The 23,240-nt window shown below is 68.1% G+C and carries 24 protein-coding genes; 10 read left to right on the top strand and 14 right to left on the bottom strand.

What is annotated here, in order from left to right:
- The first annotated feature begins 13 nt into the window (after window positions 1–13).
- Both aftC and msrB read left to right on the top strand, forming a co-directional pair.
- Window positions 14–1,288: an arabinofuranan 3-O-arabinosyltransferase gene (gene aftC / locus ACZY0X_RS23670; protein WP_463774106.1), complete on the top strand. Its 1,275-nt coding sequence runs from the start codon at window positions 14–16 to the stop codon at window positions 1,286–1,288.
- Window positions 1,285–1,692 (top strand): peptide-methionine (R)-S-oxide reductase MsrB, encoded by a 408-nt coding sequence (gene msrB, locus ACZY0X_RS23665; protein ID WP_463773890.1) that lies wholly within the window; start codon window positions 1,285–1,287, stop codon window positions 1,690–1,692. The genes aftC and msrB overlap by 4 nt, the downstream gene beginning before the upstream one ends.
- Before the next feature lie 18 nt (window positions 1,693–1,710).
- On the opposite strand, the gene hemQ is transcribed toward msrB, so the two are convergent.
- From hemQ to hemE, 3 genes are read right to left on the bottom strand one after another with little or no spacing between them, the layout of a single operon-like run.
- On the bottom strand, window positions 1,711–2,403 hold the full coding sequence (hemQ, locus tag ACZY0X_RS23660; RefSeq protein ID WP_463773888.1) for a hydrogen peroxide-dependent heme synthase: 693 nt from the start codon (window positions 2,401–2,403) through the stop codon (window positions 1,711–1,713).
- Between the two features lie 28 nt (window positions 2,404–2,431).
- Window positions 2,432–3,814, bottom strand: coding sequence for a protoporphyrinogen oxidase (locus ACZY0X_RS23655; protein WP_463773887.1), 1,383 nt, complete (start codon window positions 3,812–3,814; stop codon window positions 2,432–2,434).
- Window positions 3,811–4,860, bottom strand: coding sequence for a uroporphyrinogen decarboxylase (gene hemE / locus ACZY0X_RS23650; RefSeq protein ID WP_463773885.1), 1,050 nt, complete (start codon window positions 4,858–4,860; stop codon window positions 3,811–3,813). Before hemE ends, ACZY0X_RS23655 begins: the two co-directional genes overlap by 4 nt.
- Window positions 4,861–4,938: 78 nt before the next feature.
- On the opposite strand from hemE, the gene ACZY0X_RS23645 reads away from it, so the two are divergent.
- Window positions 4,939–5,520, top strand: coding sequence for a DUF3000 domain-containing protein (locus tag ACZY0X_RS23645; RefSeq protein ID WP_463773883.1), 582 nt, complete (start codon window positions 4,939–4,941; stop codon window positions 5,518–5,520).
- Between the two features lies 1 nt (window position 5,521).
- Complete coding sequence (locus tag ACZY0X_RS23640; protein WP_463773881.1) at window positions 5,522–6,805, top strand: HRDC domain-containing protein; 1,284 nt, start codon at window positions 5,522–5,524, stop codon at window positions 6,803–6,805.
- An 11-nt stretch (window positions 6,806–6,816) separates the two neighbouring features.
- Here ACZY0X_RS23640 and ACZY0X_RS23635 read toward each other — a convergent pair whose 3' ends face one another.
- Both ACZY0X_RS23635 and dxs read right to left on the bottom strand, forming a co-directional pair.
- Window positions 6,817–7,731 (bottom strand): alpha/beta fold hydrolase, encoded by a 915-nt coding sequence (locus ACZY0X_RS23635; RefSeq protein ID WP_463773879.1) that lies wholly within the window; start codon window positions 7,729–7,731, stop codon window positions 6,817–6,819.
- 22 nt (window positions 7,732–7,753) lie between these two features.
- Window positions 7,754–9,667: a 1-deoxy-D-xylulose-5-phosphate synthase gene (dxs, locus tag ACZY0X_RS23630; RefSeq protein ID WP_463773876.1), complete on the bottom strand. Its 1,914-nt coding sequence runs from the start codon at window positions 9,665–9,667 to the stop codon at window positions 7,754–7,756.
- A gap of 312 nt (window positions 9,668–9,979) precedes the next feature.
- Here dxs and nhaA point away from each other — a divergent pair, with 312 nt between their 5' ends.
- Window positions 9,980–11,323 carry a Na+/H+ antiporter NhaA gene (gene nhaA / locus ACZY0X_RS23625; RefSeq protein ID WP_463773873.1) on the top strand — a complete coding sequence of 448 codons (1,344 nt, stop codon included), beginning with the start codon at window positions 9,980–9,982 and terminating at the stop codon, window positions 11,321–11,323.
- A gap of 25 nt (window positions 11,324–11,348) precedes the next feature.
- Here the strand turns inward: nhaA and ACZY0X_RS23620 are convergent, their stop codons facing one another.
- Together ACZY0X_RS23620 and ACZY0X_RS23615 are read right to left on the bottom strand one after the other, a co-directional pair.
- Window positions 11,349–12,539, bottom strand: coding sequence for a class I SAM-dependent RNA methyltransferase (locus ACZY0X_RS23620; protein ID WP_463773872.1), 1,191 nt, complete (start codon window positions 12,537–12,539; stop codon window positions 11,349–11,351).
- Window positions 12,536–14,527, bottom strand: coding sequence for an APC family permease (locus ACZY0X_RS23615; RefSeq protein ID WP_463773870.1), 1,992 nt, complete (start codon window positions 14,525–14,527; stop codon window positions 12,536–12,538). The genes ACZY0X_RS23620 and ACZY0X_RS23615 overlap by 4 nt, the downstream gene beginning before the upstream one ends.
- A gap of 109 nt (window positions 14,528–14,636) precedes the next feature.
- Here ACZY0X_RS23615 and ACZY0X_RS23610 point away from each other — a divergent pair, with 109 nt between their 5' ends.
- Together ACZY0X_RS23610 and ACZY0X_RS23605 are read left to right on the top strand one after the other, a co-directional pair.
- Window positions 14,637–15,311 (top strand): potassium channel family protein, encoded by a 675-nt coding sequence (locus ACZY0X_RS23610; protein ID WP_463773869.1) that lies wholly within the window; start codon window positions 14,637–14,639, stop codon window positions 15,309–15,311.
- A 36-nt stretch (window positions 15,312–15,347) separates the two neighbouring features.
- On the top strand, window positions 15,348–16,007 hold the full coding sequence (locus ACZY0X_RS23605; RefSeq protein ID WP_463773867.1) for a potassium channel family protein: 660 nt from the start codon (window positions 15,348–15,350) through the stop codon (window positions 16,005–16,007).
- A gap of 21 nt (window positions 16,008–16,028) precedes the next feature.
- Here the strand turns inward: ACZY0X_RS23605 and ACZY0X_RS23600 are convergent, their stop codons facing one another.
- The 3 genes from ACZY0X_RS23600 to ACZY0X_RS23590 form a co-directional block, all read right to left on the bottom strand.
- Complete coding sequence (locus ACZY0X_RS23600) at window positions 16,029–17,480, bottom strand: MFS transporter (RefSeq protein WP_463773866.1); 1,452 nt, start codon at window positions 17,478–17,480, stop codon at window positions 16,029–16,031.
- Between the two features lie 10 nt (window positions 17,481–17,490).
- Complete coding sequence (locus ACZY0X_RS23595; RefSeq protein ID WP_463774105.1) at window positions 17,491–18,144, bottom strand: DUF3159 domain-containing protein; 654 nt, start codon at window positions 18,142–18,144, stop codon at window positions 17,491–17,493.
- 92 nt (window positions 18,145–18,236) lie between these two features.
- Window positions 18,237–18,608 (bottom strand): OB-fold nucleic acid binding domain-containing protein, encoded by a 372-nt coding sequence (locus ACZY0X_RS23590; protein WP_241399496.1) that lies wholly within the window; start codon window positions 18,606–18,608, stop codon window positions 18,237–18,239.
- Window positions 18,609–18,741: 133 nt separating this feature from the next.
- Between ACZY0X_RS23590 and ACZY0X_RS23585 the strand changes: the two genes are divergently transcribed.
- Complete coding sequence (locus tag ACZY0X_RS23585; protein WP_463773865.1) at window positions 18,742–19,440, top strand: alpha/beta hydrolase; 699 nt, start codon at window positions 18,742–18,744, stop codon at window positions 19,438–19,440.
- A gap of 20 nt (window positions 19,441–19,460) precedes the next feature.
- Here the strand turns inward: ACZY0X_RS23585 and ACZY0X_RS23580 are convergent, their stop codons facing one another.
- The gene (locus ACZY0X_RS23580) at window positions 19,461–20,255 is read right to left on the bottom strand and encodes a DUF3710 domain-containing protein (protein ID WP_463773863.1); all 795 of its coding nucleotides are present in this window, start codon (window positions 20,253–20,255) and stop codon (window positions 19,461–19,463) included.
- A complete protein-coding gene (gene dut / locus ACZY0X_RS23575; protein ID WP_463773861.1) occupies window positions 20,255–20,719 on the bottom strand; it encodes a dUTP diphosphatase in 465 nt (154 codons plus the stop codon). Before dut ends, ACZY0X_RS23580 begins: the two co-directional genes overlap by 1 nt.
- Window positions 20,720–20,744: 25 nt before the next feature.
- Here dut and ACZY0X_RS23570 point away from each other — a divergent pair, with 25 nt between their 5' ends.
- Complete coding sequence (locus tag ACZY0X_RS23570; RefSeq protein ID WP_241399500.1) at window positions 20,745–21,224, top strand: DUF3093 domain-containing protein; 480 nt, start codon at window positions 20,745–20,747, stop codon at window positions 21,222–21,224.
- 14 nt (window positions 21,225–21,238) lie between these two features.
- On the opposite strand, the gene ACZY0X_RS23565 is transcribed toward ACZY0X_RS23570, so the two are convergent.
- Entirely contained in the window at window positions 21,239–21,541 is a 303-nt protein-coding gene (locus ACZY0X_RS23565) for a DUF4193 domain-containing protein (RefSeq protein WP_241399501.1), read from the bottom strand.
- A 176-nt stretch (window positions 21,542–21,717) separates the two neighbouring features.
- Between ACZY0X_RS23565 and cei the strand changes: the two genes are divergently transcribed.
- A complete protein-coding gene (cei, locus tag ACZY0X_RS23560; protein WP_463773859.1) occupies window positions 21,718–22,368 on the top strand; it encodes an envelope integrity protein Cei in 651 nt (216 codons plus the stop codon).
- A gap of 7 nt (window positions 22,369–22,375) precedes the next feature.
- Here the strand turns inward: cei and ACZY0X_RS23555 are convergent, their stop codons facing one another.
- Complete coding sequence (locus ACZY0X_RS23555) at window positions 22,376–23,224, bottom strand: inositol monophosphatase family protein (RefSeq protein ID WP_463773858.1); 849 nt, start codon at window positions 23,222–23,224, stop codon at window positions 22,376–22,378.
- Between the last annotated feature and the right edge of the window lie 16 nt (window positions 23,225–23,240).

Below are 23,240 nucleotides of genomic sequence, written 5' to 3'. Positions count from 1 at the left end.
GTTATAGGGTTCGCTGGTGGCGGTACCCGAATCCCTTCTGAGCGCCTTCCGGCCCCGCACCTCCCCACCCAGTGTTGCGACGGTGTTGCGTTCGGTGTTGTGGCCCATCGCGATCCTGTCGATCTTCCACCGCAGCTACGTGCTGGCGACCAACGGCTACATCACCGACGACTTCGGTCCCGTCTACCGCGCCGTCATCAACTTTAAGCTCGGCTGGGACATCTACAACGAGAACTTCCAGCACGTCGACCCGCACTACCTGTACCCGCCGGGTGGCACCTTGCTGCTGGCACCGTTCGGCTACCTGCCCGTCGACGCGTCCCGGTACTGGTTCATCTTCTTCAACACCGTGGCGATCCTGCTGGCCGCGTACTTCCTGCTGCGACTGTTCAAGTACTCGATGGCCTCAGTGGCCGCCCCGGCGTTGATCCTGGCGATGTTCGTCACCGAATCCGTCACCAGCACACTCGTTTACACCAACATCAACGGCTGCATCCTGCTCGGCGAGGTGCTGTTCCTGATGTGGCTGCTCGACGGCCGACGCAACCGCGAGTGGCTGGCCGGCATCGCCATCGGCCTCACCCTGGTGGTCAAACCGTCCTTGGCACCGCTGCTGCTCCTGCCGGTGCTGAATCGCCAGTGGCGACCGCTGGTCGGCGCGTTCGGCGTACCGCTGGTCTTCAACGCCGTGGCGTGGCCGATGGTCAGCGACCCGATGAACTTCATCCACCGCACCGTGCCCTACATCCTGAGCACCCGCGACTACTTCAACTCGTCCATCCTCGGTAACGGCATCTACTACGGCCTGCCGATGTGGCTGATCCTGGCCATGCGCATCGTGTTCGCGCTGCTGGCCCTCGGCAGTCTGGTACTTCTGTACCGCTACTACCGCACCCGCGACCCGCTGTTCTGGATGCTGACGTCCTCCGGTGTGCTGCTCATCGCGTCCTACCTGGTGACGTCGCTTGGCCAGGGCTACTACTCGATGATGCTGTTCCCGTTCCTGATGACGGTGGTGCTGAAGAACTCGGTGATCCGCAATTGGCCTGCGTGGCTGGCGATATACGGGTTCATGACGATGGACCGCTACCTGCTCGCGCACTGGCCCACCACCGGCCGCTTCCTGGAGTACATGAAGATCACCTACGGCTGGTCGCTGATGCTGATCGTGGTGTTCTGCGTGCTGTACTTCCGTTATCTCGACGCCAAGTCCGACGGCCGCCTCGAGGACGGTATCGATCCGCCGTGGATGACGGACGATGGAGAGCGCGCTAGCGTTAAGGCATGAGCCCCAAAGTTGAACTGACCGACGATGAGTGGCGCAAGAAGCTCACCCCCGACGAGTACGCGGTACTTCGCCAGGCGGGCACCGAGCGGCCCTTCACCGGCGAGTACACCGACACCAAGACCGAGGGCGTCTACCAGTGCCGCGCCTGCGGCACCGAACTCTTCCGCAGCACCGAGAAGTTCGAATCCCACTGCGGCTGGCCGTCGTTCTTCGACCCTGCCGACTCCGACGCGGTCATCCTCAAGACCGACGACTCGATGGGCATGCGTCGCGTCGAGGTGATCTGCGCGAACTGCCACAGCCACCTCGGGCACGTGTTCGAGGGCGAGGGTTACCCGACCCCGACCGACCAGCGGTACTGCATCAACTCCATCTCACTGAAGCTGGTGCCCGCGCAGTCCTGAACTCTCTTCGCGAGGGTGTCAGGGCAGTCGGGTGACCAGGTCCTCGACCGCGACACGCGGGCCGGTGAAGAACGGCGTCTCCTCGCGGACGTGGCGGCGCGCATCGGTGTAGCGCAGCTTCCACATCAGCTCGACGATGCGACCCAGATCGGGGCCCTCGAACGCCAGGATCCACTCGTAGTCACCGAGCGCGAACGCGGGCACCGTGTTGGCCCGGACATCCGGGTACTCGCGGCCCGCCATGCCGTGCTCGACGAGCATCTTGCGGCGCTCGTCATCGGGCAGCAGGTACCACTCCAGTGATCGCACGAACGGGTACACGCAGATGTAATCGCCGGGATCCTCCCCCGCGATGAACGCGGGAACGTGGCTCTTGTTGAACTCGGCGGGCCGGTGCAGCGCCACGACACTCCACACCGGGTCGCTGACCAGACCGAGTCCCGTGCGACGGAACGCCCGGTAGGTCGCCTGCAGTGACTCCACCCGCTCGGCGTGCGTCCAGATCATGAAGTCGGCGTCCGCGCGGAACCCCGCGACGTCATACAGCCCACGCACGACGACGCCGTCGGCCTCCTGTTGCTTGAGGAAGGTCGCCGTCTCGTCGATGACCGCAGAACGGTCATCCCCCAACGCCTCCGGTTGCACGGAGAAGACCGACAGCATCATGTACCGGGTCATCGAGTTGAGCGCGTCGTAGTCGAGCTTGGCCATGGCTCCATCGTGCCACGTCCGTTGTGGGCTACTCGGCGGCGGTGGCGACCGCCACAGATGCCGCCGCCCTGGTGCCCGAGGCCACGCAGGCGGGCACGCCGATGCCGTCGAGGTAGCCACCCGCCACCGCGACCGTCGGTGGCAGACCGGCACGCAACTGCGCGACCAGATCTGCGTGTCCCGGACCGTACTGCGGCATCGCATCGATCCACCGCTGCACGAGGCAGTCCTCGGGATCGGGCCGAATCCCGAACAGCTCGGCCAGGTCGTCGGCCGCCCACGACAACAGCTGCTCGTCGCTGGTATTGCGGGCCAGGCTGTCGCCGAACCTCCCGAACGACAACCGCAGCAGCTCGACGTTGCCGCGACGTCCCCATTTGCGTGAGGTCAGCGTTATCGCCTTGGCGTGCAACCGTTCCGCGCTGGCCACCAGCACACCCGACTGCTCGGGCAGCGGCGTCCCGCCGGGCAGCGCCAACACCACCAGCGCCGTGGACGCCACCGCGATGCGCCTGGCCGCCGCCGCGGTGCTCGGCGCGAACGGTTCCACGATTCCCGGCAGCAGCGGCGCAGGGACGGCGATCACGACGGCGTCAGCGTGGCTGTGCCCGCCGTCGTCGTCGATCAGGGTCCAGCCGCGACCAGCCCCCTCGATGCGCCGCACCCCCACCTGCGCCCAGCCGAACCCGGCCCGCCGGATCAACTCGTCGACCAGTACGCGGTAGCCGCCGTCCACAGCGCCGAACACCGAGCCGGCGCCCGGCGGTGGCCCCAGCCCCGAGGTGGCCTCCCGCACCGCATCGGTCAGGCTGCGCGCGCCACGGTCGAGCGCCGCGGCCAACGTCGGCACCGACGACCGCAGGCCGATGGTGGCCGCCGACCCCGCATACACGCCAGCCAGCAGCGGGTCGACCGACCGGGCCACGACCTGACTCCCGAACCTGTCGCCGACCAGCTCGGCGACCGCCGGGTCCGCCCCGCGACGCCACGGCAGCGGGCGCGCCCGCTCGTCCGCGATTCGCGCAACGGTTGCGTCGTCGACCAGCCCGGCCATCGACGCGGCGTTCGCCGGAATGCCCTGCAACGTGCCCTGCGGCATGGGATGCAGTCGCCCGCCCGCGAAGATCAGCGGTCGCACGCCGGTCGTGCCGACCTGCCTACCCGCCAGTCCGAGTTCGGCCAGCAGCGCCGGGACCTCCGGGCGGCGCGCGATGAACGCCTCCGCGCCGACGTCCACGGTCTGGCCGCCGACCTGTTCCGTGCGCAGCACACCGCCGAGCCGGTCGGCGGGGTCGAACAGGGTTATCGACGCATCGGGGCCCGCGGCCATTCTCAATCGGTAGGCCGCGACCAACCCCGAGATACCGCCCCCGACAACACAATAGGACGGTGGGCGCGACCGGGCAGTCACAACGAGTGGACCAGCGCCACGGCATCGGAGATGATGCCCGGATCGGTGGCGGGCAGCACACCGTGCCCCAGGTTGAACACGTGGCCGGTGGCACCCGCGGCGATCGCGCGCCTGCCGTCGGCGACCACGGCGCGCACCGAACGCTCCACGGCCGGCCAGCCCGCCAACAGCACCACCGGGTCGAGGTTGCCCTGCAGCGCCTTGCCCGGACCCACCCGGGGCGCGGCGTCCGCCAGCGAGGTTCGCCAGTCCACCCCGACGACGGTGGCGCCGGCCTCCCCCATCGCACCGAGCAGTTCGGCGGTGCCGACCCCGAAGTGCGTCATCGGCACGCCTGCGTCGACGAACGCCTCGAACACCCGGGTGCTGTGCGGCAGGACGAAGCTGCGGTAGTCGGCCAGCGACAGCGTGCCCGCCCAGGAGTCGAACAGCTGGATGGCGTCGACCCCCGCGTCCAGCTGCGCGCGCAGGAACGCGATCGTGACGTCGGTCAGCTTCGTCATCAGCGCGTGCCAGGTGTCGGGTTCGCCCAACATCATTGCCTTGGTCTTCTCATGGTTGCGGCTCGGACCACCCTCCACCAGGTAGGACGCCAGCGTGAACGGCGCTCCGGCAAACCCGATCAACGGCACGTCGCCCAGCGCGCCGGTCAGCATGCCAATGGCGTCGACGACCGGCGCAACCTGCCCGGCGTCCAGCGGACGGACCGCGGCGACGTCGCCCGCGGTGCGGATCGGATGCGCGATGACCGGCCCCACATCGGGCACGATGTCCAGGTCAATGCCTGCAGCGCGCAGTGGGACGACGATGTCGGAGAACAGAATCGCCGCGTCCACACCGTGCCGCCGCACCGGCTGCAACGTGATCTCGCAAATCAGTTCTGCGTCGAAGCAGGCCTGCATCATCGTGTTCTTCGCCCGCAGGGCGCGATACTCCGGCAGCGAACGCCCAGCCTGACGCATGAACCACACAGGCACGTGGCTTGGCTCGCGGCCAGACGCAGCGGCGAGATAGGGAGACTTGGGCAGGTCACGACGGGTATTCATCGGGGTCCATGCTGCCATGTCGGATGACTTCGGCGCGCCTGCGCCACCACCAGGCATGATCGGCTAGCGTCAAACGTCGTGACCTCCGCCGAACCGGCTCCATTCCGCGAAGCCGTCGCGGCGATGAGTGCGGCGATCGTACGGCCGGAGATCGAACTCGGCCCGATCCGGCCGCCGCAGCGACTCGCACCGTTCAGCTACGCGCTGGGCGCCGAGGTCCGCCACCCCGAGACCGCGATCGTGCCCGAGCGCTCCGAGGGCGACGCCTTCGGGCGGCTCATCCTGCTGCATGACCCCGAGGGGGCCGAGGCCTGGGACGGCACCATGCGGCTGGTCGCCTACATCCAGGCCGACCTCGACTCCATGGAAGCCGTCGACCCGCTGCTGCCCGAGGTGGCGTGGAGCTGGCTGGTCGACGCCCTCGAGACCAACGCCGAACACGTGACCGCCCTCGGAGGCACGGTGACGGCGACGACATCGGTCCGCTACGGCGACATCTCCGGTCCGCCGCGCGCCCACCAACTCGAGCTGCGGGCGTCGTGGACTGCGACGAACCTCGAGTTGGGTCCGCACGTCCAGGCGTTCTGCGAGGTGCTTGAGCACGCCGCGGGACTGCCGCCGGCGGGTGTGACCGACCTGACCTCCCGCCCGCGCACCTGAGATGCCGGATACCCCCTCACCCGAGACGCAGACGCCCGGGGAAGACACCGAGCCCGAGGCCACACCCCTACTGGCCCCGGCCGACGGCGTGCCCCCGCTGGCCATCTATCCCAGTGACATCGAGAGGGCGGCAACGCTTCTCGCATCGGGCACCGGGCCGTTCGCCATCGACGCCGAGCGAGCGTCGGGCTTCCGCTACTCCAACCGCGCCTACCTGGTGCAGATCCGCCGCGAAGGCGCTGGCACCGTCCTGATCGACCCGGTCAACCACGGCGCCGATCCACTGGCCACGGTGGCGCCGGTGGCCGAGGTTTTGGCGACAGACGAGTGGATCCTGCACGCCGCCGACCAGGATCTGCCATGTCTGGCTGAACTCGGCATGACGCCGCCGAGCCTGTACGACACCGAGTTGGCCGGTCGGCTCGCGGGCTTCGACCGGGTGAACCTGGCCGCGATGGTGCAGCGCCTGCTGGGGTTGCACCTGGTGAAGGGCCACGGCGCCGCAGACTGGTCCAAGCGCCCACTGCCCGCGGATTGGCTGAACTACGCCGCGTTGGACGTCGAGGTACTCATCGAACTGCGCGCGGCCGTCGCGGCGGTTCTCGAGGAACAGGGCAAGACCGAGTGGGCCGCCCAGGAATTCGAGTACCTCCGGACCTACATCGCCGCACCCACCCGGCGTGACCGCTGGCGTCGCACGTCGGGCATCCACAAGGTGCGCAACCCGCGCGCCCTGGCTGCGGTGCGCGAACTGTGGACCGCTCGGGACTCCATCGCCTCCCGGCGCGATATCGCACCGGGACGGATTTTGCCGGACTCGGCGATCGTGAACGCCGCCACCGCGGACCCCGACACCATCGAGAAGCTGACCGCACTGCCGATCTTCGGTGGCAACAGGCAACGCCGCAGCGCGCAGGTGTGGCTGGACGCGCTGGCCCGGGCACGCAACACCGAGGATCTGCCCACATCGTCCGACCCGCAGACCGGTCCGCCGCCTGCCGCACGATGGGCCCGCCGCAAGCCGGAGGCCGCCGCGCGTCTGGAAGCGGTACGGGCCGGCCTGGCCGACCTCTCGCAGCGGGTGAACGTGCCCAGCGAGAACCTCCTCACCCCCGACACCGTGCGACGACTGTGCTGGGACTGGCAGCCGGTGCCGGACACCGCGTCCGTCGTCGAGGCGTTCCTCGCCGACGCCGGAGCGCGAGCGTGGCAGCGCGAGTTGACCGTTCCCGTGCTCGCTCAGGCGTTGGAGACCGCGGCGAGCGCCGAGGCGTCGCAGGACTGACGCTCGAGCACTCAGCGCCCCAGCACGCGGTCCACGTGCTCGAGGAAGTGAGTCAGCACGGCCTCGGGTGCCTCGATCTGCGGCCAGTGCGCGATATCGTCGGCCAACATCACGACATCGGCGTCGGGGATCACCTCGCGGTACCGGTCGGCCATGTGGCGGCCCGAGTTCGGGTCGATCGGCCCGTCGATCAGACGCATCGGCACGCTGGTCTGCCGCATCGCCCGCACCCAGCGATTGCGGTGCGTGTACCGGTCGTTGAGGAATCTGCCGACCTGGTGCATGACGCGCTTGCCGTCGTTGAATTCCAGGATCTGGTGAAACTGCTCGAGCATGTGCGGTGTCGGCTTGGTGTTGGGGCCGAACATCTCGTTGAGGGTCGGCTCCAGCAGCTTGCGTGACAGCGCACTGCCCTGGACATGACTCATGATGTCGCCCAATGGTGTGCGTGACATCAGCTTCTGCATCAGGCGCGGGGTGTAGGCCTCGTTGAACATGCCGCCGTTGAGCCACGTGATGGACTCGAAGCGCACCGGCCGGTAGGACCAGTCGCCGAACTCATGCCGCGCCAACAGTTCCTGGCCGACCGAGTCGCCGAGATCGTGCGCGAGCATGTGGCACTGCTCGACGCCGAGATGCGCCAGCAGCGCCTCGTGCATGTCGGCGTGGTCGTGTACCGAGTATTGGTAGGCCACCGGCTTGGCCGAGAATCCCATGCCGATCATGTCCGGTGCGATGACTGTGAACCGCTCGAGCAGCGTCGGCCAGATCAGCGACCAGTCCCACGAACTGAACGGATAGCCATGGACCAGCAGCAGCGTCGGCCCCTCACCCAGGGGCAGGCCCGCAACCTGGTAGAAGATATCGAAGCCCAGGTAGTCGAAGTACTGACCGGCGGCCTTCCAGCGCTCGAGATCGGCGTCCATGGACCGAGCCTAGGCCGCGGCGTCAGTCGACCCGGCCGGTGACGCTCGTCTCGCCGACGGTGCTGGCCAGTGCGGCCACCCAGCCGGTGATCTGGCGGGCGATGTTCTGGTCAGTCAGGCCGGCCGCGGCCAGCACCTCGCCGCGCGAGGCGTGGTCGGAGAACTCCTGCGGCATACCCACGTCACGGCAGGGCACGTCGACCTCTGCCCGGCGCAGCGCCGACGACACCGCCGACCCGATACCACCGTGAACGCCGTTGTCCTCCAGCGTCACGACGAGCTTGCGCGTCCTCGCCATCGACACCACGACGTCAGACACCGGCAGCACCCAACGCGGGTCGACCACGGTCACGCCGATGCCCTGCTTGCGCAGACGCTCGGCCACCGAAAGCGCCATCGAGGCGAAGGCCCCGACCGCGACGAGCAGCACGTCATCGGACAGACCGTCCGCGGGAACCGCGAGCACGTCGACCCCGGAGCGCCGCTCGAGCGCGGGAATGTCCTCGCCCACCGCACCCTTCGGGAAGCGCACCGCAGTGGGCCCGTCCTTGACCTCGAGGGCCTCGCCGAGTTCCTCGCGAAGCCGCGCCGCGTCCCGTGGGGCGGCGACCCGGATGCCGGGGACGACACCGAGGATCGAGAGGTCCCAGACTCCGTTGTGGCTCGCCCCGTCGGGTCCGGTGACACCGGCGCGGTCGAGCACGATCGTCACCGGAAGCCGGTGCAGGGCAACGTCCATCATCAGCTGGTCGAAGGCCCGGTTGATGAAGGTCGAGTAGATGGCCACGACGGGGTGCATGCCGCCCATCGCCAGACCGGCAGCCGAGGTCATGGCGTGCTGCTCGGCGATGCCGACGTCGAAGAACCGGTCCGGGAAGCGGTCACGGAAGGCACTGAGCCCGGTGGGGCCGGGCATCGCCGCGGTGATCGCCACGATGTCGCGGCGCTTGGTCGCCCGCTTGATCAGTTCGTCGGAGAACACCGACGTCCAACCCGGGGCCGCCACCGACGTGGACAACCCGGTGTGCGGGTCGATCACGCCCGTCGAGTGCATCTGCTCCTCGTCGTCGTTCTCGGCTGGCCCGTAGCCCATGCCCTTGCGGGTGACGACGTGCACGATCACCGGCGCGTTATAGCCGCGTGCGCTGCGCAGCGCCGCCTCGACCGCGTGTTCGTCGTGCCCGTCGATGGGGCCGACGTACTTCAACCCGAGGTCGGTGAACATCACCTGGGGCGACAGCGCGTCCTTGATGCCGGCCTTGACGCTGTGCATGCACTGGTAGCACAGCTCGCCGATCAACGGCACGCCGCGAACCGTGTCGCGGCCCTTCTCGAGTAGCCGCTCGTATCCCGGCTGCAGGCGCAGGCCCGCGAGATGATCGGCGAAACCACCGATGGTCGGGGCGTAGCTGCGGCCGTTGTCGTTGACCACGATCACCACGGGCCGCTTGGAGCCGGCGATGTTGTTCAGCGCCTCCCAGCACATGCCGCCGGTCAGCGCACCGTCACCCACAACGGCGACGACGTGGCGGTTGCGATGTCCGCTCAGTTCGAAGGCCTTGGCCAGACCGTCCGCGTAGGACAGGGCGCTGCTGGCGTGACTGGACTCGACCCAGTCGTGCTCGCTCTCGGTGCGCGACGGGTAGCCCGACAGGCCGCCCCTCATCCGGAGGTTGTCGAAGTCCGCGCAGCGGCCAGTCAGCATCTTGTGCACATACGACTGGTGCCCGGTGTCGAAGACGATCGGGTCGTGTGGGGAGTCGAACACCCTGTGCAGCGCCAACGTCAGTTCGACGACACCGAGGTTGGGACCGAGGTGTCCGCCCGTCGCGGCGACTTTGTGGATCAGGAACTGCCGGATCTCGATGGCGAGTTCGTCCAGCTGCGACTGCGTTAGGTGCTGCAGATCAGCGGGTCCGCGGACCTGTTCAAGCATCTCGTCAGTTTACGCACGCGAACCTCACGCAGTCCTGTCAAGGCGGTTAGACATGGGCCACACCCTGGGGTCGGCCACGGTCGGCTGAATCCGCGACGACGCAGGTCAGCTCCCCCGCATCCGCCCGCAACCGCGGCTGCCAGCACGGCCTTTCCGGGTTCCGGCGTGTCCGCGGTGTCGACGCGCGTCACACATGCGACATGGCACGTCGGCCGTGCTCGCCGCGCTAAACTCCCGTTCAGGTGTGCCGGGAAGTCTGGTCGGCGAATGGACGCCCCATGCCCAGACCCACCACCAAACGAGGTGCTCTTGTTGCCCGACGATCAACAACCCCGCCGCTCGGTTACCCGAGCCCTGCTGAGTCGCGGCTCGTGGGCCGAGACATCGCGGGTGTCCGACATCCTCCGCAAGGAGACCGTCGGCGGGGCCCTGCTGCTCGTCGCGGCCGTCGTGGCCATCGGATGGGCCAACTCGCCGTGGGCGGCGTCCTATGAGGCGCTCGGCGACCTGCGCGTGGGCACCGACCAGTTGGGCCTGCACCTCAACCTGAGCCTTGGCACCTGGGCCGCCGACGGACTGCTGGCCATCTTCTTCTTCGTGGTCGGCCTCGAACTCAAGCGCGAGTTCGTCGCCGGCGACCTGCGCGACCCCAGCCGCGCGGCCCTGCCCATCGCTGCCGCGGTCGGCGGCATGGTGGTGCCAGCGCTGATCTTCGTGGCCTTCACGGCCCAGGTCGGCGGCACGGCCATGAAGGGATGGGCCATCCCGACCGCCACCGACATCGCGTTCGCCGTCGCGGTCCTCGCGGTCATCTCCACGCACCTTCCGGGGGCACTGCGGACCTTCCTGCTCACCCTGGCCGTTGTCGATGACCTCTTGGCGATCACGGTGATAGCGGTGTTCTACACCGACGACATCAACCTCGTCGCGCTCGGCCTGGCAGTTGTGCCGCTATTGCTGTTCGCGCTGTGCGTGCAGCGCCGCATCCGGTCACCGTGGCTGCTGATACCGCTGGCGCTGGCGACGTGGGCCCTGGTGCACGAGTCGGGCGTGCACGCGACGGTGGCGGGCGTCCTGCTCGGCTTCACCGTGCCGGTGCTGCGCAGCCAGGCAGCGGGCGGTCCGGATGCCGGGCCGGGTATGGCCGAACACATCGAGCACATCATCCGCCCGGTCTCGGCCGGAGTGGCCGTGCCGGTCTTCGCGTTCTTCGCCGCCGGCGTCACGATCGGCGGTCTGGACGGGCTGGCCTCGGCCCTGAGCGATCCCATCGCGCTGGGCATCGTGTTCGGTCTGGTGGTGGGCAAGGCGATCGGCGTCTTCGGCACTACTCGGATCCTCGCCGCGGTCACCCGGGCATCGCTCGACGGCGCACTGCGCTGGATCGACGTTTTCGGCATATCGATGCTGGCCGGCATCGGCTTCACGGTGTCGCTGCTGATCGGCGAGTTGGCCTACGGCCCGGGCTCCGAGCAGAGCGAGCACGTCAAGATCGCGGTGCTGACGGGATCACTGCTCGCCGCCGCACTGGCCGCGATCCTGCTGCGGCTGCGCAACCGGCACTACCGCGCCGTGTACATCGAGGAGACGCGCGACCACGATCACGACGGGATACCCGACGTCTACGAGGAGAACGAGGCCCCTCGCGCTCCGTGACTGGGCACGGGAGTCACGCGGCGGGTCAGCCCCGGGTGAACACCGCGATGCACTCCACGTGGTGCGTCAGCGGGAACGAGTCGAACACCCGTAACGCCTCGACGGCGTAGCCGTGGCCTGTGTAGAGCCCCACGTCACGCGCGAACGACGCCGCCTCACAACCGATGTGGACGATGCGCGGGACGTCGGCAGCGGCGAGCAGATCGATCACCTCGCGTCCTGCACCGGTCCGCGGCGGATCGAGCACCGCGACGTCGGCACGGCGCCTCTCGCCGGTGAGCGCACGTCGCACGGAGTCCGTCACCACCGAGACGCAGCTGAGGTCGGCCAGCGCCGACCGCGCCGCCCGCGCCGAGCCACGCGAGGTGTCCACCGTCAGCACCCGGCCCGACTCCCCCACCCCGTCGGCCAGGACTGCCGCGAAAACGCCTGCGCCGCCATACAAGTCCCATGCCGTCTGGCCGGGTTGCAGCATGGCGTACTGCGCGACCAGATCGCTGTAGAGCTGAGCCGCCCCGCGATGCGCCTGCCAGAACGCCGTCACCGGCACACGCCACACCCGGTCGCCAACACGCTGGGTGGCCTCGTACTCGCCCTCGATCACCTGCGTCTGAGCTGACTTGCGAGCGGTGCGCGGTCCGGTCTGGACCACGTGGCGCGAACCGTCGTCATCGAGCGCGACGTGGATCTCGGCACCCGGCGGCCAGCGCGACCCGTCGAGTCCATCGAGCATCCCGGCGGGCAGTTGCGCACAGTTGAGGTCGGTCACCAGTTCGGGGCTGTGGTAGCGGTGAAAACCCGCCTGGCCGTCTCCCGTCGTCGCCAGTCGCACCCGGGTGCGCCACCCCGTCGCACCGTCGGCATCGACCTCCTCGGCCTCCCCCGTCCACGCGAAGCCACCGAGACGTCCCAACTGATTGGCGACCACCTCACCCTTGAGATGCCTTGCGGCCGAGGGCTTCATGAACGCCAGGTCACAGCACCCCGAGCCGTCGACACCGGCGATCTGACACAGCGAGTCCACCCGGTCCTGCGACGGCTCGAGGATCTCGACGGCGACCGCGTGCCAGTGCTTGGCGCGCTCGTCGGTCACCCGCGCGAGAACCCGTTCGCCGGGCAGCGCGTAGCGCACGAACACCACCCGTCCGTCGTGACGGGCGATGCAGCTGCCGCCGTTGGCCGCCGGCCCGACGGTCAACTCCAGTGTGGAACTCATTCCAGGTAACCCCTTCGAGCGTCGCCGGGAGCGGACTGCGGTTTGAGATTCTTCAACCGCTCCGACGAACTCAGTTGGTAAGGCACCGAGGTCACCATGACCTGCGGCTCGAACAGCAGACGGCCCTTGAGCCGCAGTGCACTCTGATTGTGCAGGACCTGTTCCCACCAGTGTCCGACGACGTACTCGGGTATGAAGATTGTGACTACCGTACGCGGCGAGTCCTTGGTGATCCGCTTGACGTACTCGAGTACCGGACGCGTGATATCGCGGTACGGCGAGGCAATCACCTTGAGCGGCAAGGGGAAGTCACTCTCCTCCCATGCACCCTTCAGCGCCCGCGCCTCGGCGTCATCGATGCTGACGTGGATCGCCTCGAGTTCGTCTGGTCGTGTTGCCCTGGCATACGCCAGCGCACGCTTGGTCGGCAACATCACGTTGGACACCAGCACGATCGCGTGGTTGCGACTGGGCAAGACCATGTCACCGCCCTCATCGGCCTCGAGCAACTCCTGCCGAACCGAGGCGTAGTGCTTGTGGATCAACTTCATGATCGCGAAGAGCACGCCCATCGCCAGGATCGCGATCCAGGCCCCGGCCGCGAACTTGGTGACGACGACCACCAGCAGCACCGATCCGGTGCAGATGCAACCGATGGTGTTGATCGCTCGGGAGCGCTGCATCTTGCTGCGCGCAGCGTCGTCGGTTTCGATGCGCAGCAGCCGGGTCCAGTGCCGCACCATGCCGATCTGGCTCAGCGTGAACGACACGAAGACCCCGACGATGTACAGCTGGATCAGCGCGGTGACCTCAGCCTGGAACGCGATAACGAACCCGACCGCGGCGAACGCCAGAAACAGGATGCCGTTCGAGAACGCCAGCCGGTCACCACGGGTGCGGAGCTGATGGGGCAGGTAACTGTCCTGAGCGAGAATCGATCCCAGCACCGGAAAGCCGTTGAACGCGGTGTTGGCGGCGAGCATCAGGATCAACGCGGTGACGAGAGCGATGAGGAAGAGCCCGAGCGGGAAGTCGTGGAACACCGCATCGGCCAGCTGCGCGATCAGCGTCTTCTGGTGGTAGTCGGCCGGCGCGCCGATCAACTGCTCGTGCGGCCGTTCGGCGATCTGCACGCCGGTCGCCTTGGCCAGCAGGATCATGCCCATGAACAGGCTGACCGAGATGCCGCCGAGCATCAGCAGGGTCGTTGCGGCATTGCGTGACTTGGGTTTCCGAAACGCGGGCACGCCGTTACTGATCGCCTCGACACCGGTCAGGGCAGCCGACCCCGACGAGAACGCCCGTGCCACCAGGAACACCAGGGCGAACCCAAGCACGTCACCGTGCTCGGAGTGCATCTCGAAGCCTGCGGACTCGGCCCTGAGCGGCTGATCGAGGACGAGGATCTGGAAGAAGCCCCAGCCCAACATGAGGAACATGCCAATCATGAACGCGTAGGTGGGAATTGCGAACGCCGTACCGGACTCACGGATTCCGCGAAGGTTCAACGCCGCGATGATCAGGATGGCGGCGACGGCGAACAACACCTTGTGCTGTGCGATGAACGGCACCGCCGAGCCGATATTGGCCATCGCCGACGACATCGACACCGCCACCGTCAGCACGTAGTCGACCATCAGCGCGCTCGCCACCGTCAGCCCCGCGGTGGAGCCAAGGTTGGTGGTGACCACCTCGTAGTCACCGCCACCGGATGGATAGGCGTGCACGTTCTGCCGGTAACTGGCGATCACGATGAGCATCACCGCCGCGACCGCCAGGCCGATCCACGGTGCCATCGTGTACGCCGAGAGCCCGGCCACCGACAGCACCAGGAAGATCTCCTCCGGCGCATACGCCACCGACGACAGTGCGTCAGATGCGAACACCGGCAGCGCGATGCGCTTGGGTAAAAGCGTGTGGGCGAGCTTGTCGCTGCGGAACGGCGTTCCTAGGACCAGTCGGCGTGCGACGGTCGAGAGCTTGGACACGAGAGCCAAGGGTATGCCTATGTGCCGCGAACCGTCCCAATAGCTGTAGCGTTCGTCAGTGCGCATGTTGGGCACAACGATCTCTGGATAGCGCTGGGAGGACCGACGCGTGCGGGTAGTGGTGATGGGATGCGGCCGAGTGGGCGCGTCACTGGCGGACGGTCTGGCCCGCATCGGCCATGAGGTGGCCGTCATCGACCGTGACGGCACGGCATTTCACCGGCTGTCACCCGAGTTCCCCGGTGAGCGCGTGCTGGGCATGGGCTTCGATCGGGACGTCCTGCTGCGGGCCGGAATCGAGGATGCGGGCGCTTTCGCCGCGGTCTCCTCAGGTGACAACTCCAACATCATCTCCGCACGGGTGGCTCGCGAGACGTTCGGCGTCGAGCGTGTGGTCGCCCGGATCTACGACGCCAAGCGCGCCGCGGTGTACGAACGCCTCGGCATCCCGACGGTGGCCACCGTGCCGTGGACCACCGACCGGCTGCTCAACGTGCTGACTCGTGAGACCGAGACCACAAAATGGCGCGATCCGTCGGGCAATGTCGGCGTCGCCGAGCTGCCGCTGCACGAGGAGTGGGCGGGCCATCGCGTGACCGCGCTGGAGGGTGCGACCGGCGGCCGGGTCGCGTTCCTGATCCGCTTCGGCAGCGGCGTGCTGCCCGACCAGAAGACCGTGATCCAGGCGGGTGACCAGGTGTATCTGGCCGCGGTATCCGGTCACATCGCCGAGGCGATGGCGATCTCCGCCCTGCCTCCCGCCGAGGACATCGACGACCAGTGACGAACGACAACCAGTGAAGAACCAGGTGAGGCCCCAGTGAAGGTCGCCATCGCAGGAGCCGGCGCAGTCGGCCGGTCCATAGCCCGCGAACTCGTCGAGAGCCACGACGTGACACTGCTCGAGCGCAATCCCGAGCACCTCGATGTCGATGCCATTCCCGCCGCGCAGTGGCGACTCGGAGACGCGTGCGAGCTGAGCCTGTTGGAGTCGGTCAAGCTCGAGGACTTCGACGTGGTGATCGCCGCGACGGGCGATGACAAGGCCAACGTCGTGCTCAGCCTGCTGGCCAAGACGGAGTTCGCAGTGGACCGCGTGGTGGCCCGCGTCAACGACCCCCGCAACGAGTGGCTGTTCGACGAGAACTGGGGCGTCGACGTCGCGGTGTCCACGCCGCGCATGCTCGCGTCATTGGTCGAGGAGGCGGTGTCCGTCGGCGATCTGGTCCGGCTGATGAGCTTCCGCAAGGGCCAGGCCAACCTCGTCGAGATCACGCTGCCCGATGACACACCGTGGGGCGGCAAGGCCGTCAAGCGGCTGGAGCTTCCGCGCGACGCGTCACTCGTGACGATCCTGCGCGGGTCGCGGGTGATCGTGCCTCAGGACGACGAACCCCTCGAGGGAGGCGACGAGCTGCTCTTCGTCGCGGTCGCCGAAGTCGAGGAGCAGTTGCGCGAGCTGATCCTGAACGCCGGCTGATTCCACACTCGAGCCGAGCGGTCAGTCCGTCCGCGCGAGCGCTGGCGGTGGTGGCGATCGGTCGAAGCATCGGGCGGACGCCTCGGGCGCCACGCGACGATAGTCACACTGGCTGTTGCTGATGCCGATGGCCGAGACGACCCCGGCGACCGCGAACAGCACCGCGATCACGACGGCCGCCTGGCGGAAGCCCTCGAACTCCCCCGGCGGAAACCCGGAATCGCCACCCGCGCCGATGATCACACCGGTGAAGGCGATCGCCACCAGGCCCGCGATCCGCGACACCGCATTGTTCACCGCTGAGCCGATACCACTCTGCGTGGGATCCACGGCCGCCAGGACCGCCGAGGTGAGCGGTGACACGGTGATCGACAGACCGAGCCCGAAGACCACCAGACCCGGCAGCATCTGCGTCCAGAAGTCGAACGGCTCGCGCACCGTGGTGAGCAACAGGAAGCCTGCGGCGGCCACCAGCGGGCCCACCGCCATGTAGACGCGGGGACCGTGTGCGCCCGCCAGGGCACCGAAGCGTGGCGCGAGAACGAATGACAGCACCGCGATCGGGAGTGTGGCCAGGCCTGCCATCGACGCCGACATACCGGCGCCCTCCTGCAGGAACAGCGCCACCACAAGCGTGCCGAGTGACACCCCCGCGTAGAGGAAGACCGTCGCCAGATTGCCGACCGCGAAGTTACGGGCGGCGAACAGCCCAAGCGGCATCATCGGATTCGGTACCCGGTGTTCCCACACCGGAAAGGCGACGAGGAGGCAGACACCCACCGCCAGACCGACCAGCACGGCCGGATGGGTCCACCCAAGCCGCTGCTGCTCGATGAGCGCGATGACAGTGGCCGCCAGCCCGAGCGCGCCCAGGACGGCGCCGACGACGTCGATACGTCCTGCGGTGCGGCGAGGTTCGTCGGCGGGCAGCCGGGTGATGAGGTACAGCGTGACGGCCAGGGGGATCACGTTGATACCGAAGACCCACCGCCAGTTCAGCGCATCGACGAGCAGCCCGCCCAGGGGTGGTCCGATGACGAATGCCGTACCGGTCCACGCCGTCCAGGTGCCGATGGCCCGGGCCTGTGCCGCGCCGGTGAACCGGGCGTTGAGCATCGCCAGCGAACTGGGCACCAGGAACGCCGCACCGACACCCTGCACGCACCGCGCGGCGACCAGGACCCATCCGCTGGGTGCCAGCGCGCACAGCACCGATGCGACGGCGAAGATCACCACCCCCAGCCGCAGCACCCTGAGCCTGCCGAACTGATCCGACACCGCACCGGCGACGAGGATCAGCGCACCCAGTGTCAGCAGGTAGCCGTCGATAACCCATTGCTGCAGCGCGAGGCCGCCACCGAGGTCGGCGGAGATCGCGGGCAGCGCCAGATTGACCACCGAACCGTCCAGGAAGGCCACGAACGACGCGAGCACCGCGACGGCGAGCACCAGCCGGTCGGCGGTCCGCGGCATCACATGCCCGTCAGTCGGTGGGCGTCGGCCCCGACGCGTTCGACGTCTCGGACGCCTGCGCCGACGTCCCGTCCTCGACGGCCCGTGCCTTCTCGTCCGCGTGCACGGCGCGCTGGGCGGCCCGGATAGCGAGGTAGGTGACAAGTGCCGCAATGGCCGTCAGCGGCCATCCCATGGCGATACGGGCCACGCCGAGCAGACCCGTCTGGTTCTCGTCGTAGAGGTGGTTCTGCACCACGAACCGCGCGCCGAACACCAGCACCCAGGTGAGCGTCGCAAGGTCGAACGCCCTGACCGCCCGGCGCACCTCGCGCCAGCCCCGGTCGCGTCCGTTGGCCCATCCCCACACGTAGCCGACGATGGGCCGCCGGATCAGCACTGACAGGGCGAACACCCCCGCGTAGATCAGCGAGGACCAGATACCCAGCAGGAAGAAGCCCTTGGACTCGCCGACGATGTAGGCGATCAGCGCGCTGACGCCGACGGCGAAGAATCCGGAGACTGCTGGCTGCAACGACTCCCGGCGGATCAGCCGCCACACCAGGATGAGCGTGGCCACACCGAGTGCGGCGTAGATGGCGGGCATCAGGCCGGCGAACGACGACACCGGCACGAAGACAACCACCGGCAGCGACGAGTAGATCAGGCCGCTGATGCCGCCCATCTGCTCGAGGATCGCCTGCGCGTTGAGCTTGCTCTCCGGCCGGTCCTGCCCGTCCGATGCGGTCTCGTCTGCAGCCCCGTTGTCGGGACGAGTCACTTCTGGATCTCGTAGTGCGGGTTGTAGATGGCCTTGCTTCCGTTCTCCAGCTTGCCCATCCTGCCGTGCACGCGCAGCGTTCGACCTGACTCGATGCCCGGGATGCGGCGCTGGCCCAGCCAGACCAGCATCACCGAGTCGGTGCCGTCGAAGAGTTCGGCGCGCACACCACCGGCGCACCCCTTCGCGGCGGTCTCCACGCAACGCAGGGTGCCGACCATGGTGACCTCCTGGCCGCGCTGGCAGTCGATTGCCTTCTGCGCGCCGGTCTGGGCCGCCTCGTCGCTGAGCGCCGCTACGTCGTGTTGTTCTGGATCTTCCGTCAGACGACGGGTGAGCCGACGCAGATAGCCTTCGGCCGTGGCCATGTCTCTCCTGACCGCTGTGGCGAATCCACCTTGGATCCTGACCCCTCGCCACCGTAGACCTCTTGGTAGGGATTCGCCACGTCGCTCCTGGCGTTGCGCGCGGGTGATTTGACGCACACGGCACGATCGTCTGATGGCGCTGAATCTGAGCGGGGCGACGGTCGTTCTGCTGCCCGGAACGGGCTCCGATGACGACTACATCTACCGCGTGTTCGCCCCCGCCCTGCACGACGTGGGTGCCACCGTGGTGACACCGCCGCCGAACCCGAATCGCCTCGTCGACGGGTATCGCGACGAGTTGGATGACGCAGCGCGCTCGGGCCCCATCGTGGTCGGCGGGGTGTCGATCGGCGCGGCCGCGGCACTGCGGTGGGCGCTGGATCATCCGTCCCTGGCACTCGGCGTCCTGGCCGCGCTGCCGGCGTGGACGGGGTCCCCGGCCGACGCGCCTGCCGCACACGCCGCGCGTCACACCGCACATGTGCTGCGCAGGGATGGGCTGGCCTCAGCGGTCGCGCAGATGCGCGCGTCGAGCCCGCAGTGGCTGGGCGAGGAGTTGACCAGGTCGTGGGTGAGTCAGTGGCCCGCCCTGCCCGACGCCATGGAGGAGGCGGCGGGCGTCGTCGCACCGACGAGCGATGAGATGGAGACGCTCGCCGTCCCGATGGGGGTCGCGGCCGCCACTGATGACGCGGTGCACCCCATCGAGGTGGCGTTGGAGTGGGTCAGCGCGGCTCCGCACGCGGCGTTGCGCACCGTCACACTCGAGCAGATGGGCGCTGACCCGGCAGCACTGGGCCGCGCATGCCTGGCCGCCCTGCTGGAGGCCTGACCTCTTTAGGTCGGGCGGTCCTAGCCGCCCGTGATGGTCCGCAGCTGCTGCATGGCCGAGCCCTGCTCACTGCGGCGCGCCGCAGGCGCGGGCGGCTCGGGTTGCTGCTGCTGCAGCTGCTGAGCCTGCGCGGCGACCATCTGCTCGGCGCGAACACGCAACCGCTCCACCAGCGACTCGGACAACTGCAGCGGCAACATGGCGCGCACCGGCTGCGGCGTGTCACCGCGGCGGATGACCGCGTCAGCCAACGCTTTCCGTGCCTCGTCCGCGATCTTGTCGGCCAACTGCGGCGGGCCGATGGCCGCACCGCGGACCATCCACCGATAGCCGTCGACACCGATGAACCGCATGACGACGGGTTCGGGGCCGTTGGTCACGACACCGACGACCTCGCGCCCCCAGGGGCCGTCCTCGATCGACACCTGCGCGTTGTCCTTGCGCAGCGAGTCGGCGATCTCGGTGACCACCTCACGCCACAGTCCCCCGGTCTTCGGGGCGGCCCACGCGGTGAGGTTGTAGCGCCCGTTGGGCGTCACCATCCACACAGCGGTCGGCACGCCCTGCTGATTGACCTCGAAGACCAGCTCTGCGGTCTCGTCCTCAGGGATCAGAACCGAGCCGAGGTCATGACGACCGACCGTGGCGTGGCTCGCATCGTCGAAGTCGCCGATGTCGAACGGACCGTCGAGATCGTCGTCAGCGACGTTCGCAGCGTCAGTGTTCGCAGCATTCATGTTCGCAACATCCGTGTCCTCCGGAGCCGGGCCGGTGGCCTCGTCGCTGCCGGTGTTCTTGCGCCTACCCAGTGCCATCACAAACTCTCGTGTCCGCCAGAGGAACCGTGGCCGCCAACGCCACGGCTGGTATCAGCCAAACCTGCCTCGTCGAACGATGTGACTTCGACCAACTCGGGAAGTTCGACTCGTTGTACCAGTAACTGCGCGATGCGGTCGCCGCGGCGCACCGCAATGGGCTGCTCGGGATCGGTGTTGATCAGCGTCACCTTGATCTCGCCGCGGTAGCCAGCATCGACTGTGCCCGGGCTGTTGACGATCGAAAGCCCCACGCGGGTGGCCAAACCGGACCGCGGATGCACTAGACCGACCATGCCGTGCGGGATCGCGACGGCGATTCCCGTTGGCACCAGGGACCGGTGTCCCGGCGCCAAGTCGACGTCGACGGCGCTGTACAGGTCGACGCCGGCATCGCCGTCGTGCGCTCGAGTGGGCATGGGCAGTTCGCGATCAAGTCGCACTACCGCCAGTGAGGTGGGCACGTTGCACGAGATTACTCTTGGGCGCGTGTCCGAGACGCGTGCAGCCACCGAATCGTTGCGCTACCGCGAGCGCCTGCGTGTGCCGTGGTGGTGGTGGCTGCCCGGCATCGGCCTGGCGGCGCTGATCGCGTTCGAGGTCAACCTCGGCATCGCGGCCATCCCCATGTGGGTGCCGTTCGTCGTCCTGACACTGGTGGCCGCCGCGGCGCTGACATGGTTGGGCCGCGTTGACGTGCGTGTCGTCGCCAGTGGGGACGACACCGAACTCTGGGTGGGCCCCGCGCACCTTCCCGTGAGCGTCATCGCGCGCATGGCCGAGGTACCTCGCTCGGCCAAGTCGGCAGCGCTGGGTCGCCAACTGGACCCCGCCGCCTACGTCGTGCACCGGGCGTGGATCCCCTCGTTGGTGCTCATCGTCCTCGATGACCCCGACGACCCGACGCCGTACTGGCTGATCAGCAGCCGTCACCCCGACCGCCTGCTGGCGGCGCTACGCGGCGACTGAGGCTGGCGCCTGCGTCAGGCCGCGCAATCAGTGCAGATCATCGCGCCGTTCTTCTCGCTGGCGAGACGACTGCGGTGATGCACCAGAAAACAGCTCGAACACGTGAACTCGTCGGCCTGCTTGGGAACGACGCGGACAGACAGTTCCTCGCCCGACAAGTCTGCGCCGGGTAGTTCGAACGACTCAGCCGTTTCGGTCTCATCGACGTCGACGACGGCGGATTGTGCCTCGTTGCGGCGAGCCTTCAGTTCCTCGAGGGAATCCTCGGAAACGTCATCGGTCTCGGTACGCCGCGGGGCGTCGTAGTCGGTAGCCATTTACCTCTTCCCCTCCGTAACCTTGCGACAGAGCTTTGTACCAGCGCAGAACGCATCCGCCAAATGATTCGTGCCCCGATCACCGCCGGAATGGATGTGATTTATATCACATGCCGATTCCTCGGGTGGGGACGCAGGTGGAAGAGGACGGCACTGCCTGCCCTTAAGGTGCAGGGGTGGTCGCGCAAATCACCTCCGGTACGGCGTTCGACAAACACGGCCGTCCGTTCCGTCGACGCAACTACGTCCCCGGTCTCGCGATGCTGGCTGCACTCGCCATCGTGTCGTTGATGGTCTGGGTAATCGCGTTCAACCAGCCCACCGACGTGCAGGAAGTCGCGGATTGCAACGCTCCGCCGGCGCCGACGGAGCCGAACCAACCCACCCTCGGCGACCGGGTCACGGCCTCGACAATGTCCGAGGTGGTTCCGGCCAAGCTCGCCGACACCAAGATCCGCGTGCTCAACGCCAGCGGTCAGGGCGGACAGGCCGCTGAGGTCGCGGGCGCCCTGCGCGACCTCGGCTTCGCCCAGCCCACCGCCGCCAACGACGCGGTGTACGCCGGCGAGCGACTGCAATGCCAGGGCCAGATCCGGTTCGGCCCGGCGGGACGCGCCGCCGCGGCATCGCTGTGGCTGGTGGCCCCGTGCACCGAACTGTTCCAGGACGAGCGTGGCGATGACACCGTCGACCTGGCGATCGGCACCGAGTACACCGAACTCAGCCACAACGACGACATCGAAGCGGTGCTGACCGCCCTGCGACCGGAGGCGACGCAGCCGCCGGACTCATCGCTGCTGACCAAGATCCAGTCCGTCACCTGCTGACTCGCCGCTAGCGCATCGGCGCGCCCGCACGACGCAGCGCGGCATCGAGATCACCCGCAATGCCCGGCGCCGCGGCGACGATCAGCTCACCGCCGCTTCCGTCGATGGGCGGCAGATCCACGACGGCGCCTGCCTCGGACGCCACCAGTGCACCCGCCGCCCAATCCCACACGTGCACGCCGTCCTCGAAGTAGGCGTCCAGCCGGCCTGCACCGACCATGCACAGGTCCAGCGCGCACGATCCGATGCGCCGCACGTCGCGGACCTGGGGCAGGATCTGCGCAAACACCTCGGCCTGGCGTATCCGGCCGTCGCGCTCGTAGGCGAAACCGGTGCCCACCAACGCCATCGACAGATCCGTGATCGGCGTGCACGTCAATCGCGTCAGCTCGGTACCACGCCGCAGCCATGCGCCATGGCCCAGCGCCGCGGAGAACACCTCACCGGTCGCGACATTGGCCACCGCGCCCGCCACCGACCGGCCGTCCACCTGAACACCCACCGACACCGCGTACGCCTCGACCCCGTAGACGAAGTTGACCGTGCCGTCGATCGGGTCGAGCACCCACAGCGGCTGCCCCGGCTCCGCGTGCACGGACCCGCCCTCCTCCTCGCCGAGCACCGGCTCGCCAGGGCGCAGCACCGCCAGCCGGTCCCTTAGCAGTCGCTCGGTCTCGGTGTCGACGATCGTCACCGGATCGGTCGGCGTGGCCTTGCTCCGCACCGCCGACGCCCTCTCCGCGCTGCCAGCGCCGAACACCTCGGCACGACGACGGCGGACGAAGTCGGCGGCTTCTGCGGCAAGGTCCTCGGCAACCGTCCGCAGCGTCGTGGGTTCAGAGTCGATGTCAGTCACCGGCCCATCGCAGCAC

This window comes from Mycobacterium sp. IDUB_39 (assembly GCF_055419205.1).
The sequence above is the reverse complement of the archived record's forward strand: the minus strand, read 5'-3'. Positions and strand labels throughout refer to the sequence as shown.